This is a genomic window from Roseateles sp. P5_E8 (genome assembly GCF_054177665.1).
Genome location: NZ_JBGCUM010000010.1, coordinates 108,932 through 123,239, shown reverse-complemented (window position 1 = coordinate 123,239; position 14,308 = coordinate 108,932). Strand labels below are relative to the sequence as shown.

Genomic DNA, 14,308 nt, shown 5'->3' with positions numbered 1-14,308 from the left:
GGCCAAAGGTCTCGCTAGGCTGTCCATGCGCAGCCGCCTGCTGCTGGGCATCCTGCTGCCGGTGGGCCTGCTGATCGCCATCAACACCGTCAGCCTCTACCGCGAGACCCTGCGCGCTGTCGACACGGCCTATGACCGCACGCTGCTGGCCTCGGCCAAGTCGATTGGCGAACTGCTGGGCGTGGACGGCAGCGGCGAGCAGGCCCGGCTCGTGGCGGCCGTGCCCTATGCCGCGCTGGAAGCCTTCGAGACCGACAGCCGCAGCCGGCTGTACTTCAAGGTGCTGGGCTTCAAGGGCGAGATGGTGTCGGGCTACGACGACCTGCCAGCCTGGCAGGGCAAGCTGCCCGACCAGGCCGCCTACCCGGCACTGGTGGACTTCTACGACGACACGTTTCGCGGTGAGCCGGTGCGCATGGCCGTGCTGGTGCAGCCGGTGGCCGGCCAGACCGGCATGGGGCAAGCCATCATCCAGGTGGCCGAGACGCTGGCCCTGCGCCGCAGCCTGGCGCGCCAGGTCTTGCTGCACACGCTGTGGCGGCAGGCGGCGCTGCTGGCCGTCATCGCCATCGTCGTCTGGACCGTGGTGCAGCGCGCGACGCGGCCGGTGCGCGAACTCAGCACCGCGCTGCAGGCCCGCGACGCCGATGATCTCAGCCCCCTGCAGGCGCCCGACATGCCGGCCGAGCTGGCACCGCTGATCGTCGCCACCAACGACGCGCTGGCCCGCCAGGCGCGGCTGCTGGAGCACCAGAAGCGTTTTGTGCGCGATGCCTCCCACCAGCTTCGCACGCCACTGGCCGTGCTGAAGGTGCAAGTGCAATCGGCCCGCCAGGGCGACGTGGAGCCGCTGCAGGCACTGGCCGAGATCGACACCACCGTGGCCCGCGCCACCGAGCTCGCCAACCAGATGCTGGCCCTGGCCCGCGCCGAGCAGATGCGCCAGCAGGGCGAGGCCATGCCGACGCAGGACTGGGCCGGGATCGTGCGCGCCGTGGCTCTGGACCTGGCGCCACTGATCGCCAAGCAGGGGCTGGACTTCGACATCCACACCGAGCCGGCGCCCATCGCCAGCCACGAATGGGCGCTGCGCGAGCTGACGCGCAACCTGCTGCACAACGCCATCCAGCACACACCGGCCGGTGGCGGCCTGAGCATCGCGCTGACGGTGCAGGCGGGCACCGCGCGGCTGCTCATCGCCGACGGCGGGCCGGGCCTGACGGCGGAGCAGCAGCAGCGCCTCTTCCTGCCCTTCGCCGTCGGCCACGCCAGCAAGGGCTCGGGCCTGGGCCTGGCCATCTGCCAGGCGCTGGTGCATTCACTGGGCGGGCAATTGGGCTTGGGCAATCGCCTGGACAGCGGTCGTATCGCCGGGCTGGACGCGCGAGTTGAGTTGCCTCTGGCCGGCTGATCTCCACCCGCTTCACTGTGCCGGGCGGCGAATCACTTCGCCCGGCCTCGGTGGCGGAATTCCAAGGCCGCCCGACACCGAGTTCTGAACGCCTCGCAGTGCCGCGCGCATGGCCTCGTTGTAGCCCGCGCCATTGGCCGGCAGTTCCGGCCAGGCGAAGCGGATGGAGACGACAACATCGGCGATGTCGCGCGCGGCATCAACGACTTGATATCTGACGCCGCCCTGATCAGCGCCTTGCGAGTAGAGCGTCCAGGCACCCTCCTGGCTCACCACAGGTGAGGCGCTCCCGTACTGCACACCGATACGAGACGCCGCCTTCTTGCCCGCCTCCGTCTTCGTATCCATCAACGAGACCGCGACATTGGTGGAGTGCGGAGTACCTTCGTCGGCGGGGTTGGCAATCTGAAACGCCAACGCCGAGACCGGCGGCTTGGTCTGTGCCTTCAGGACCGTCCATTCGTCAGGCACCTCGAACCGGACGTATCCCTTAGTGGTCACCACGGTCAATTCAACGGCAGTGGCGGGCGCGCTTGCCATTGCCAGCGCGGCGAGGAGGACGAAGAAACGCAATGGAGGCTCCCTGATGGCTGTTGCCGTTGGATGAAGGTTTTATCGCAACAGCAATCACCGTCAATCCGGCGGCCAATGCTGGCATGCCAGCGCCTGCCTCTGCCGCCATGGCACCATGCCGCCCCATGACCGTTCACGTCGCCTGCCTCTGCGCCGCCTGGTGCCGCACCTGCGAGTCCTACCAACAAGTCTTTGAGGCCGCCTGCGCCGAGCTGCCGCAGGCCGGCCTGCGCATCCGCTGGATAGACATCGAGGACGAGGCGGAGCTGATCGGCGACCTGGACATCGAGACCTTCCCGACGCTGCTGATCGCCGACGACGAGCACATCCGCTTCGCCGGCCCGCTGACGCCGCAGCCCGAGACGCTCAAGCGCGTGCTGCGCGCCCACCTCACGGATGCGACGCCGGCGCGGGCAGCGCCAGACTACGTGGAACTGGCCGGCCGGCTCAGGGCTCAGCGCTGACCGGGCGCGGCTTGCGCGGCGTGAACGTGATCACGACGGGATGGGCCGCCGCCGTCAGCAGCTCTTCGGTCGTCCAGTGGCGCGTCAGCCAGATCGCCAAGGCCACTCGCTCCAGATGCGCGTTCCCCATCATGGGCCGCTGCTGCAGCGCGTAGTCGGATGCGGCGAGGTGGGCGACCGACTCGCCCGGCGTCGCGTTGTGGGCAGGGTCTCGTGTGAAGAAATTGAAGACGAAGCTGTACGGGTTCATCGGCTCGATCTTCGGCATGCCCGCGCCACGCGCACGCGCCCACGCCTGCGCCTGCTCTTCCGCCGTCGCCAGCTGCGCGGGGCTCGCCGGCAACTTGTCGAACCGGCTCAGCCCCAGCTCGTAGAGCAGCCACGGCAACATCGCTACAAAAAGCAGCAGCACCCCTAGAACACCCGCCCCAAATCGCAGCAGTTTTCGCATCGTGAGCGAGTGTGCAGCATGTCGCCCTACCTGTAGGACTGCACTGACATCCGCTCGGCACGCATGCCGTCGCCGTGCCCGCGCGCTCGCGTGGACAGTGCAGTCATGACCGAGCCGTCCCCTCTCACGCCCGCACCGCTGCCGCAAGACCTGACGCCCGCGGGCGCCGCGACCGACTTTCTCCGCGTGGCGGCGGGCCCCGGAGCGGCGGCGGCGGTGGTGCGGGCCGTGCAGTTCGGCGCCGAGCGCTTTGCCGAGCATGGCCGCAGCCTCGCCACTGCCCAGCGCGTCGAGGATGACAGCCGCAAGCCGCGCCCCTTCTTCCCGCGCTTGAAGAGCAATCTGCAGGTCTGGGACGCCGCGCTGGAGGTGCTGTCCGAACACGGCCTGCAGGCCGACACCGACCCGGCCCACGCCTGGCTGCTGGACAACGCCCGCCTGGTGCAGCAGCAGCTCGACGAGGTGCTGCACGACCTGCCGCGCAGCTATTTCCAGCGCCTGCCACGCCTAGCCGACGAGCCGCTGCAGGGGCTGCCGCGCGTTTACGGCGTGGCCTGGGCCTGGGTGGCGCATGCCGACAGCGCGCTGGACATGACGCTGATGCAGCATTTCCTGGACGGTCATCACGATGCCCAGGCACTGACGCTGCGCGAGCTGTGGGCGCTGCCGTCCACGCTGCGCGTGGTGCTGGTGGAGAACCTGCGCCGGCTGGCCGAGCGCGCCGCCTGGCGTCATCTCGGGCGGCGCGGGGCGCAGGCGCTCTTCGAGGCGCTGCCGCAGCTGAAGCCCGACGCCGTGCGCCAGCAGCTTGCCAACTGGCAAGCCCAATGGCCGCGCGACCCTGCCGTGCAGGCCCTGGCGCTGCGCCTGCATGAACGCCTGGTGGACCGTGCCCTCGGCCAGCCGCATGAGGACGAGGACGGCGACGGGACCGAGTCCTCGTGGGCAGCGGCGCGCGACTGGATCACCGGCCTGCTGCCCGATGCCGCCGCCGCCCAGGACGCCGAGCAGACCGAGGGCGCGGCCGACCACCAGAGCATCCGCAACGCCATTGGCAGCCTGCGCCGCCTGGGCGCGGCCGACTGGGCCAGCCTGTTCGAGGCCGTGCACCCGGCGCTGAAGGCGCTGAACCGCATCGACATCTATCGCCAGGAGCAGGACAGCACGCAGGACCGCGCCGTGCACGCCATCGAGGCGCTGGCGGCCCGGCACAGCTTGGCTGAGGCCGACGTGGCCGAGGTCCTGCGCGGGCTTTGCAACGACCCGGCCCGGGCAGCCGACGCCGCCGAGCGCGCGCCGCTGCACTGGCTGACCGGCCGTGGCCGGCCGCAACTGCTGTCGGCGCTGCGCATCCGCGATTTCTGGGCCGAGCGGGCCGCAGGCCTGCTGCTGCGCCACCGCACCGCCGTCTACCTGTCCAGCCTGGCCGGGCTCAGCATCGCCGCGATGACTTTCCTGCTCGCGCTGGGCCTGGCGTACGACGCCGGCTGGCCGATGACGGTGGCCGCCGCGCTGCTGGCGGCGCTGCCGGCCAGTGAGGCCATCGTCGCCCTGGCCAACCGCCTGATCAGCGAAAGCTCCCGGCCGCTGCGGCTGCCGCGCCTGTCCTGGCCCGGCGGCATCCCGGCCGAGGCGCGCACCCTGGTCGTCATCCCCTGCATGCTGACGCGCGCCAAGGGCATCGCGACGCTGCTGGCCCAGCTGGAGCGCCACCACCTCGCCAACCTGGAGGGCGAAGCCCAGTTCGCGCTGCTCAGCGACTTTGGCGACGCTAAGGTCGAGCACCTGCCGCAGGACAGCGAGCTGCTGCTGCGCGCCCGCACCGGCGTCGAGGCCTTGAACCAGCGCTACGGCCCCAGCTGCGGCGGCCTGCCGCGCTTCCTGCTGTTGCACCGCGAGCGCCGCTGGAGCGAGACCGAGCAGAAGTGGATTGGCTGGGAGCGCAAGCGCGGCAAGACGGAAGCGTTGGTCGCGCTGCTGGCGGCCGACCCTGCAACTTTGGATACCCAGACGCTCCCCGACCGCTTCATCGACCTCGGCGCGCTGTCCACACCGGCCCCCGGCATTCGCCACCTCGTCACGCTGGACAGCGACACCGCCCTGCCCCCGGGCACCCTGCGTGAGCTGGTGGCCATTGCCGCCCACCCGCTGAACCGCCCGCGCGTGCAGACCTCCGCGCGCGGCGCCATCACCGTCGTGCACGGCCACGGCATGCTGCAGCCGCGCATTGCCACACCGCTGGCCACGGCCGCCGGCAGCTCCACCGTGCACGGCACCTGGTTCCACAGCCTGTTCGCCGGTCAGCCGGGGCTGGACCCGTACAGCAACGCCGCGTCCGAGGTCTACCAGGACCTGTTCGACGAAGGCAGCGCCACCGGCAAGGGACTGATCGACGTGCACGCAGCCGCCCAGGTGCTGGCCCACCGCCTGCCCGAGAGCCAGGTCCTGAGCCACGACCTGCTGGAAGGCTCGCTGATGCGCTGCGCTGGCGTCAGCGACGTGGTGCTGGTGGAGGCCGCGCCCATGCATGCCGACGTGGCCGCCGCGCGCATCCACCGCTGGACGCGTGGCGACTGGCAACTGCTGCCCTTCATCAATCACCCGCGCCGCTGGGGCCTGCGCGCCGTGCACGTGTGGAAGATGCTGGACAACCTGCGCCGCAGTCTCGTCGCACCCGCCTCGCTGCTGCTGCTGGTCACGTCATGGCTGGGCCTGGGCCTGTCGCCGGGCTGGGCGCTGGTCGCCGTCGCAGCGGCCTTCGGCGTCGGGCCGCTGATGGGCGCGCTGGCCGCCTGCGCGCCGGCGCGTGACCGCATCTCGCTGCCGCGTTTCTACCGCCAGGCCGCCATCGAACTGAGCCGCACGGCGGCCGGCACGTTGTGGCACTTGGCGATGCTGCCGGCCACGACCTGGCTGCAGCTGGACGCCATCGCCCGCGCCGTCTGGCGCCAGAAGGTCACGCACCGCGGCCTGCTGGAGTGGACGACGGCCGACGCCGCAGAAGCCGCCGCCCGCACCGAATGGCTGCCGCTGTGGCGCCAGCACCGCAAGCTCACACTGGCCACCGGCGTGCTCATCACGCTGCTGGTCAACGCCAACTTCGTCGGGCTGGACGTCGCCTGGCACATCGCCCTGCCGCTGCTGGCGGCCTGGCTGCTGTCGCCACTGTGGATCGCGCTGGCCAGCCGGCCGCGTGCCCGGCCGCGCCGCGAAGCCATCGACGACGACGGCCGCCACTACCTGCTGGGCGTGGCGCGCGACACCTGGCGCTGGTTCGAGCGCTGGGTCACCAAGGACGACAACGACCTGCCACCCGACAACGTGCAGTTCGATCCCGACATCGCCGTCGCCCACCGCACCTCGCCCACCAACATCGGCCTGTACCTGCTGTCGGCCTGCTGCGCGCGCGAGTTCGGCTGGCTGCACGACGTGGGCCTGGCCGAGCGCATCAAGCGCACGCTGGACACCGTGGACAAGCTCCCCAAGCACCGCGGCCATCTCTACAACTGGATGGACACGCAGCGCCTGGCCGTGTTGGAGCCGCATTACGTGTCGGCTGTGGACAGCGGCAACCTCTGCGCCCACCTGCTCGTCGTGGCGGCGGCCTGCGAGGGCTTTGCGCGCGGCGGCGACGGCTTCCCGCCGCCGCCCGAGGTGGCGCAGGCGCTGGACGAGGTGGCCAACCGCGCCCGTGCCATGGCGCTGGCGCACGACTTCACCTGGCTCTACGACACGCAGCGCCGCCTGCTGCACATCGGCGCCGTCGCGCCCCCGGGCGTCGAGCCCGGCGGCGAGCGGCTGGACATGAACCACTATGACCTGCTGTGCTCCGAGGCCCGCCTGACCAGCCTCGTCGGCATCGCCAAGGGCGACCTGCCTGCCTCTCACTGGGGCGCGCTGGGCCGGCCCTTCTTCTCGCGCGGCGCCGTGACCGGGCTGAAGAGCTGGTCGGGCTCGATGTTCGAAATGCTGATGCCGTCCCTGGTGCTGGACGAGCCCGCCGGCAGCGCGTTGGAAGAGGCTGCGCGCGCCACCGTCATGGAGCAGATCCGCGCCGGCAAGGCCAAGGGCCTGCCCTGGGGCGTGTCCGAAAGCGCCTATGCCAAGCGCGACGAGAGCCTGGCCTACCAGTACGGCCCGCAGGGCAACGCCGCCCTGGCGCTGCGCGACACGCCGCCCGAGGAGGTCGTCATCGCCCCCTACGCCAGCCTCATGGCGACCATGGTGATGCCGCGCGCGGCGGTGGCCAACCTGCGCCATCTGCAAGCCCTGGGCGCACGCCACGAGCATGGCTTCATGGAGGCGCTGGACTACACCGCCAGCCGCCAGCCGGAGACGCCGAGCGACAGCGAGGACGCGCCGGCCCGCACCGGCCCGCGCGTGCAGCGCATCGGCACATCCATGAGCCATCACCAGGGCATGGCCCTCGTGGCGCTGACCGAGGTGTTGTGCGGCGGCGCGCCGCAGCGCTGGGCTGACGCCGAGCCGCGCCTGTCCGCCGTGCGCTGGCTGCTGCACGAGCGCGCCCCGCACGAGGTGCCGCCGCTGAAGGAACCGCCCGTCACGCCCACGCGCGCCGCGCCGCGCCGCGCCCATATCTCCCTGGTCGTGCCCGACACGCGCGGCCGCGCCCTGCCCGCCACCGCCTGGCTGGGCCATGGCCGCCTCACCGCCATGCTGCGCGAGCACGGCGGCGGCGCGCTGATGTTCGGCGAGCCCGGCGCGCAGGTGCTGGTGAACCGCTGGCACGACGACCTCGCGCAGGACCTGCTGGGCCACCACCTGCACCTGCGCGACCTGGACACGCCCTGGCCCGTCACCGCCGAGGGCCACTGGCGCGGAGGTGCTGAGGTCAATCCCTGGCGGTCGCTGACGCTGCGGCCCACGCCTGGCCCGCAGTGGCGCTACAGCGCCCGCCTGCACCCGGCCAGCGCGCAGTTCACGGCCGAGGGCGAGCAGTTGCACGCGCAGACCGAGGTCTGGGTGGCGGTGGAAGACGACGTCGAGCTGCGCCGCATCACGCTGCGCAATCTGTCCGACCGCGAGCGCCGCATCGCGCTGGTGTCCAGCTTCGAGCCCGTGCTGGCGCCGGCCCGTGCCGACCTGGCCCACCCGGCTTTCGGCAAGCTCTTCCTGCAGGCACGCTGGGCTCCCGAGCAGCGCGCCCTGCACTGGCAGCGCCTGCCGCGCGGCCACAAGGAGGCGCCGCTTTATGCGGTGCATGCCCTCGTTGGCGTGGAGGCGGAAGGGGGCGCGCGGCTGGACCGCCTGCAGGCCGGCGCCGACCGCGCCCACTGGCTAGCCCGTGGTGGCCGCGCCGGCCAGCCCGGCGGCGCGATTGCCCGCGCCGAGGCCAAGGCGCTGCGCAGCGGTGCTCTGCCTGGGCTGAGCACCGAGGCCGGCGCGCTGGACACGGGCAACGACCCCATCTCGCTGCTGCACCTGGCCCTGACGCTGCCACCCGGCGGGCGCATCACGCTGACCATCGCCACCGCCGCCGCGCCCGAGGCGCAGACGCTCAACCACGCGCTCGACAAGCTGGCCCAGACCGCCCTGCGCGAGCGCACGCTGATGCTGGCCCACACCATGGCCGGCGTGCGCACGCAGGGCGCCGGCCTGGCCCCGGGCGCCTGGCGCGCGGGCCTGGCGCTGCAGACGCTGCTGACCTCGCAAGCCGCACGCGACGGCGTGCCGGCGCTGGAGGGCAGCTTCCAGCGCGACGCGCTGTGGCGCCACGGCGTGTCGGGCGACGCACCCATCATCCTCATCCGCGTGGCTGACACGACCGGCGTGCTGATGGTGCGCGAGCTCTGCGCGCTGCTGCAGGCCCAGGGCAGCCCGCTGGCGGTGGACATCGTCGTGCTGGACGCCGAGCCCGCCTCCTACCTGGCGCCGGTGTCGCGCGCACTGCGCTCCCTGGCAGAGCAGCAGCAGCGCGGCCGTGCGCGGCTGCATGTGCTGTCCGACGGCGCCGTGCAGGACGACACCCGCTTCGCGCTGAACCTGCTCGCCCGCGTGCGCTGGTTTGCCGACGGCCGGCCGCTGGCCCAGCAGCTGGAGCGCATAGCCGCGCCGCATGAGCAGGCCGCCAAGGCCCGCCGCGCCGCGCTCGCCACCCATGTGCTGTGGAGCCCGGCCGAGCCTGGCGCGGCCCAGCCGCCGCACGACTTCGACGCCGCCAGCGGTGCATGCGTCTTCGAGCTGGCGCCCGCCAGCCAGCCGCCGCGCCCCTGGGTCAACGTCATCGCCAACGAGAGCTTTGGCTGCCAGGTGTCGGAGCGTGGCGCCGGCATGGCCTGGGCCGGCAACAGCCGGCTGCACCAGATCACGCCCTGGTCCAACGACGCGCTGCTGGACAGCCCTGGCGAGTGGCTGATCCTGCATTGCCTGGACAGCGGCTGCGCCTGGCTGCTGGGCCGCGCCAGCGCCCACCAGCCGGTGGCCCACCTGCCCGGCGCCACGGCGCTGGCCTTCACGCTGCCCCACCTCGTCGTGCGCCTGCGCTGGACGGTGGACGCCAGCACCGCCGTGCGCCAATGCCAGGTCGAGCTGCACGCCGCGCCCGGCAGCGCGCCGCGCCGCCTGCGCCTGCTGGCCGGCGCGCAATGGCAGCTGGGCATGGACAGCAGCGCGCGCCGCAGCGTGGTCACGCGCATCGAAGCGCCGACGCCCAGCAACGCCAGCGACGTGCCGCTGCTGGTGCTGGCCACGCAGGCCGATGGCCTCAACGGCTTTGGTGGCCACACCGCCTGGCTGGCGCTGCGCCCGACGCGCGGTGGCGACGTGACGCCCGACCAGGTCGACAGCCTGGCCGAGGACCATGCGCTGTGGCCCTGGCCGCACGAGGCCGGCTTTGCCGCCGACCTGAACCCGCCGCGGCTGTGGAATGCCGCCATCGAGGCCAGCGGCGACCGCCGCCTGCTGTTCGACGACGAGGGCCGTCTCGTCATGCCGCACGCGCTGGACGGCCAGGCCGGACCCAACACCGACGCCGCCGCGCTGCTGGCCGTGCCGTTGCGCCTTGAGGCCGGCCACGCCTGGCACGCGACCGTGCTGTTAGGCCATGCGCCCAGCCTGAACGCGGCGCGCGAGCGGGCCCGCGAGGCCTGGAAGGTGGACCCGCTGCAGCGCCTGGCCGCACAACGCCAGGTCTGGCGCAACTTGAGCGCCCCGGTGCAGGTGGCCACGCCCGACGCCGGCTTCGACGCCCTCGTCAACCACTGGCTGCCCACGCAAGTGCTGGCCTGCCGCATCTGGGGTCGCGCCGGCTTCTTCCAGGCCGGCGGCGCCTTTGGCTTTCGCGACCAGTTGCAGGACGCGATGGCGCTGGTGCAGCACGCACCCGAGCGCCTGGCCGAGCAGATCCGCCGCCACGCACGCCGCCAGTTCCCGCAGGGCGACGTGCAGCACTGGTGGCACGAGCCCGCTGGCGCCGGCGTGCGCACGCATTTCGCCGACGACCGGCTCTGGCTGGCGCTGGCCCTGGCGCTGTACACCGAGCGCACCGGCGACACGGCGCTGGCCGACGAGCAACTGCCCTTCATCGAAGGCCGCGCCGTGCCCGAGGGCGCCGAGGACATCTACGAAACACCATTCATCAGCGCCGACACCGCCAGCCTCTACGAGCACGCGGCGCGCTCCATCGACGTGAGCCTGCCGGTCGGCTCCCACGGCCTGCCGCTGTTCGGCACCGGCGACTGGAACGACGGCATGAACCGCGTTGGCGCCGAAGGGCGCGGCGAGTCGGTGTGGATGGGCTTCTTCCTGTGCGCCGTCATCGACGCGCTGCGCCCCATGGCCATCGCCCGCGGCGAGCAGGCCCGCGCCGAAACCTGGAAGCGCGCGCGCGACAAGCTCAGCGCGGCGCTGGACGCCAACGCCTGGGACGGCGAGTGGTACCGCCGCGGCTGGTTCGACGACGGCTCGGTGCTGGGCACGCACACGGCCAGCGAATGCCGCATCGACCTGATCGTGCAGGCCTGGGCCGTGCTCACTGGCGCCGCCCGCCCTGAGCGCGCCGCTCAGGCCCTGGACAGCGCCTGGCGCGAACTGCACGACCGCGACGCCCACCTGCTGCGCCTGCTGTGGCCGCCCTTGAAGGACCATGAACCCGAGGCCGGCTACATCCAGGCCTACCCAGGCGGCGTGCGCGAGAACGGCGGCCAGTACAACCACGCCGCCACCTGGGCGCTGATGGCCAGCGCCCATCTCGGCCAGGCCGAACGTGCCTGGGCCGCGTTCACGGCGATCAGCCCGGCCCACCGCGGCGCGCATGGCGCCGTCTACGGGCTGGAGCCGTTTGCCGTGGCGGGTGACATCGAGACCGCGCAGCCCCACGCGGGCCGCGGCGGCTGGAGCTGGTACACGGGTGCGGCCGGCTGGCTGCTGCGCGCGGCCGTCGAGTCCATCTGCGGCGTGCGCCTGAGCCACGGCGAGCTGCGCGTGCAGCCCTGCCTGCCGCCGCACTGGTCCCAGGCACGCGTGCGGCTGGCGGTGGAAGGCCGCCAGGTGGAGGTGTTAGTGCAACGGGCGTCCGCCCAGTCCAGGGTGCCGGCCGGCTACACGCTGCTCGCGCCGGGCACCGCGCTGGTGCTGGCCGAGGTGCCGGGCGACCTCAAGCTGTGGGTGCCGGCCTCGGAGCACGCCTCGGCGCCCCGGGCCGAACCCGCTCTGGTTTGAAACACAGCGGCAAAAAAGGAAAGCGGCCCCGCAGGGCCGCCTTTTTCTTCGGCAAGCTTTGCCGCCTGGCGCTAGGCCGAGACGCCAAGGAAGAGCGCCATGACCAGGCCGCCAAGCAGCACCGTCGTGAACAGGCGCTGGCCGACAACGGCGTTGATGGTTTCGAGCGAGCACAGGGCTCGGTGGCTGCGGTCAGACAGGGTTCGGCATTGGCGCAGGTGCGCGCCAAGGCTTTCGAGATGCTGACGCAGCAAATGATCGGTGGCGCGGGACATCTTGTGCTCCTTCCTGGGGGCTGGACTTACAACTCTAGGTGCGGCATCGCGCCCAGTCTTTCGGAGACGATCAGAAGCGGGGGTAGGACTGAACCTACTTCGCCTCAGGCAATATGACGGCCATGACTTGCCGCCTGCTGCTCCGCCTCGTCCTTGCGGCTTGCGCGACTGCCCTTTTGGGCAATGCGCATGCCCAACCTGTGAAGGTGGGGTCCAAGCGTTTCACTGAAAGCTATCTGCTCGGCGAACTCATTAGTGTAACACTAATAAATCAGGGTATCCCCGCAGAGCACCGCCAGGGCCTGGGCAACACCGCCATCCTGGCCACCGCCTTGCAGCAGGGGCAGATTGACGTCTACCCCGAGTACACCGGCACCATCGTGCGCGAGCTGCTAAAGCGCGACGCCGCCGCCGACGCGCAGGCGCCGCTGGAGCAGATCAACGCCTGGCTCAAGCCGTTGGGCCTCAAGGCCGGCGTGCCGCTGGGCTTCAACAACAGCTATGCGCTGGCGATGCGCGAGGCCGATGCCGCGCGGCTGGGCATTGCGACGATCTCGGAGCTGGCAGCCAAGGCGCCGACGCTCAAGCCCGGCCTGTCGCATGAATTCATCGCCCGCGCCGACGGCTGGCCGGCGCTGCAGCGCGCCTACGGCCTGACGCTGCAGCCTGGCAGCGGCCTGGACCACGGCCTGGCCTACCAGGCGCTGGCCGGCGGCCAGGTCGACCTCATCGACGTCTACACCACCGACGCCCAGCTCGCCCGCCAGCCGGTGCGCGTGCTGCGCGACGACCGCGCTTTCTTCCCGCGCTACGACGCCGTGCTGCTGATGCGCGCGGCGGTGGACGAGAAGCCGCTGCAAGGCCTGGCCGGGCGGCTGACCGAGGCGCGCATGATCCAGCTCAACGCCGCCGCCGAGCTGGAGGGCTGGCTGTTTGCGGACGTGGCGCGCGCCTTTCTGCAGGGCGCGCCCAGCGCCGCAGCGCCGCAGGGCTTCGTTGCGCGGCTGCTGGCGCCCGATCTCGCCAAGCTGCTCGCCCAGCATCTGGCCCTCGTGCTCGGCTCGCTGGCGCTGGCCATTGCTGTGGCCGTGCCACTGGGCATCGCGGCGCACCGCCTGCCGCGCCTGGCCGCGCCGGTCATGGCCGTCACCGGTCTGCTGCAGACCCTGCCCTCGCTGGCCCTGCTGGCCTTCCTGATCGCGCTGGTGGGCCGCATCGGTTTCGTCCCGGCCCTGCTGGCCCTGTTCGTCTACGCGCTGCTGCCCATCGTGCGCAACACCCACGCGGGTCTGCAGGCCGTGTCCACCGGCCTGCTTGACGCCGCGCTCGCGCTGGGCCTAACGCGCGCCCAGGCGCTGCGCAGCGTTGAGCTGCCACTGGCCCTGCCCACGCTGATGGCTGGCGTGAAGACGGCGGCCGTCACCAACGTGGGCACGGCCACGGTGGCGGCGTTTGTGGGCGCCGGCGGCCTGGGCGAGCGCATCGTCGCCGGCCTGGCCGTCAACGACAGCGCGCTGATGCTGGCCGGCGCCATGCCCGCCGCCGTGCTGGCCATCGCCGTGCAACTGCTGTTCGACGCGCTGGAGCGCCGGGCTGCGGGGGCTCACAATCGGCACAAAACATGGCGGAACCGAGGGGCATGAACGCAAGGGCGCGATCAGGCATTTGGGCATGGGGCCTGCTGGCGGCTGCCGCTGCGCAGGCCGGCTGCTCCCGGCCGGTCGAGGTACCGCTGGCGCCGGTTGGCGTCAGCGTCAGCTTCGACGGCGAACGCATCGTCGGCCTGTATCCCACGCTGCTGCGCGAACTGGGCGCCGCCCACGGTTGTGAGTTCAAGATGCACCGCGTGCCGCGCGCCCGGCTGCAGCAGATGTTCGAGTCCGGCCAGGCCGACCTGCTGTTGCCCGCCGCCCACGCACCCTCTCGCGATGTCCATGGCGAGTTCGTCCCCCTCGTGCAGGTGCGCGCCAGCCTGGTGACGCTGCAGCGTGAGCGGCAGACGCCGCGCTCGCTGGCCGAGTTGCTCGCCCGGCGCGGCTACAAGCTGGCGGTAATCCGCAGCTTCACCTATGGCCCGGCCTACGACCAGGCCCTCGCCACGCTGCGCGCCCAGCACCGGCTCGTCGAGGAACCCGACGCTGCCGGCGTGGCCCGCGCGCTGCGCCAGGGCCTGGCCCAGGGCACCGTGATGACGGCCAGCATTCTCATCGCCACGCTAGCCCAGGAGGCCGACCTGGCCCCGCTCGCCAGGCAGGTTCACGTTGAGCCGCTGGTAGAACTGGACTGGGGGGAGAGCGGCGTCTACCTGTCCCGGCACAGCCTGAACGACGCCGACCGGCTCCTGCTGCGCACAGCCCTCAAGCAGGCGGCCAGGTCGGGCCGGGTGTGGCAGCTCTTCAACGACAACTACCCGGCGGGCAGCCTGAACGGCAGCGCCCGGCCGCTGCCGCCCTGA

The 14,308-nt window shown here is 72.0% G+C and carries 8 protein-coding genes; 5 read left to right on the top strand and 3 right to left on the bottom strand.

Features of this window, described 5'->3' with window-relative positions:
* The first annotated feature begins 25 nt into the window (after positions 1 to 25).
* The gene (locus ACXRVZ_RS08670) at positions 26 to 1,411 is read left to right on the top strand and encodes a sensor histidine kinase (protein WP_458232294.1); all 1,386 of its coding nucleotides are present in this window, start codon (positions 26 to 28) and stop codon (positions 1,409 to 1,411) included.
* Between the two features lie 12 nt (positions 1,412 to 1,423).
* Here ACXRVZ_RS08670 and ACXRVZ_RS08665 read toward each other — a convergent pair whose 3' ends face one another.
* Positions 1,424 to 1,984 carry a hypothetical protein gene (locus ACXRVZ_RS08665; RefSeq protein WP_457424315.1) on the bottom strand — a complete coding sequence of 187 codons (561 nt, stop codon included), beginning with the start codon at positions 1,982 to 1,984 and terminating at the stop codon, positions 1,424 to 1,426.
* A 125-nt stretch (positions 1,985 to 2,109) separates the two neighbouring features.
* Between ACXRVZ_RS08665 and ACXRVZ_RS08660 the strand changes: the two genes are divergently transcribed.
* Positions 2,110 to 2,448, top strand: coding sequence for a thioredoxin domain-containing protein (locus tag ACXRVZ_RS08660; RefSeq protein WP_457424317.1), 339 nt, complete (start codon positions 2,110 to 2,112; stop codon positions 2,446 to 2,448).
* Here ACXRVZ_RS08660 and ACXRVZ_RS08655 read toward each other — a convergent pair.
* Positions 2,432 to 2,899, bottom strand: coding sequence for a hypothetical protein (locus ACXRVZ_RS08655; protein ID WP_457424319.1), 468 nt, complete (start codon positions 2,897 to 2,899; stop codon positions 2,432 to 2,434). The genes ACXRVZ_RS08660 and ACXRVZ_RS08655 overlap by 17 nt on opposite strands.
* Before the next feature lie 105 nt (positions 2,900 to 3,004).
* On the opposite strand from ACXRVZ_RS08655, the gene ACXRVZ_RS08650 reads away from it, so the two are divergent.
* Positions 3,005 to 11,578: a GH36-type glycosyl hydrolase domain-containing protein gene (locus ACXRVZ_RS08650; protein WP_458232293.1), complete on the top strand. Its 8,574-nt coding sequence runs from the start codon at positions 3,005 to 3,007 to the stop codon at positions 11,576 to 11,578.
* 71 nt (positions 11,579 to 11,649) lie between these two features.
* Here ACXRVZ_RS08650 and ACXRVZ_RS08645 read toward each other — a convergent pair whose 3' ends face one another.
* Positions 11,650 to 11,853 (bottom strand): hypothetical protein, encoded by a 204-nt coding sequence (locus ACXRVZ_RS08645; RefSeq protein ID WP_457424323.1) that lies wholly within the window; start codon positions 11,851 to 11,853, stop codon positions 11,650 to 11,652.
* 113 nt (positions 11,854 to 11,966) lie between these two features.
* Between ACXRVZ_RS08645 and ACXRVZ_RS08640 the strand changes: the two genes are divergently transcribed.
* Together ACXRVZ_RS08640 and ACXRVZ_RS08635 are read left to right on the top strand one after the other, a co-directional pair.
* Entirely contained in the window at positions 11,967 to 13,496 is a 1,530-nt protein-coding gene (locus ACXRVZ_RS08640; RefSeq protein WP_457424325.1) for a glycine betaine ABC transporter substrate-binding protein, read from the top strand.
* Positions 13,493 to 14,308: a substrate-binding periplasmic protein gene (locus ACXRVZ_RS08635; protein WP_457424327.1), complete on the top strand. Its 816-nt coding sequence runs from the start codon at positions 13,493 to 13,495 to the stop codon at positions 14,306 to 14,308. The genes ACXRVZ_RS08640 and ACXRVZ_RS08635 overlap by 4 nt, the downstream gene beginning before the upstream one ends.

Excerpts from the sequence above, each read along its gene's own strand:
- ACXRVZ_RS08670 (WP_458232294.1), top strand. The coding sequence starts at position 26 with ATGCGCAGCCGCCTGCTGCTGGGCATCCTGCTGCCGGTGGGCCTGCTG.
- ACXRVZ_RS08660 (WP_457424317.1), top strand. The coding sequence starts at position 2,110 with ATGACCGTTCACGTCGCCTGCCTCTGCGCCGCCTGGTGCCGCACCTGC.
- ACXRVZ_RS08655 (WP_457424319.1), bottom strand. The coding sequence starts at position 2,899 with ATGCGAAAACTGCTGCGATTTGGGGCGGGTGTTCTAGGGGTGCTGCTG.
- ACXRVZ_RS08650 (WP_458232293.1), top strand. The coding sequence starts at position 3,005 with ATGACCGAGCCGTCCCCTCTCACGCCCGCACCGCTGCCGCAAGACCTG.
- ACXRVZ_RS08645 (WP_457424323.1), bottom strand. The coding sequence starts at position 11,853 with ATGTCCCGCGCCACCGATCATTTGCTGCGTCAGCATCTCGAAAGCCTT.
- ACXRVZ_RS08640 (WP_457424325.1), top strand. The coding sequence starts at position 11,967 with ATGACGGCCATGACTTGCCGCCTGCTGCTCCGCCTCGTCCTTGCGGCT.
- ACXRVZ_RS08635 (WP_457424327.1), top strand. The coding sequence starts at position 13,493 with ATGAACGCAAGGGCGCGATCAGGCATTTGGGCATGGGGCCTGCTGGCG.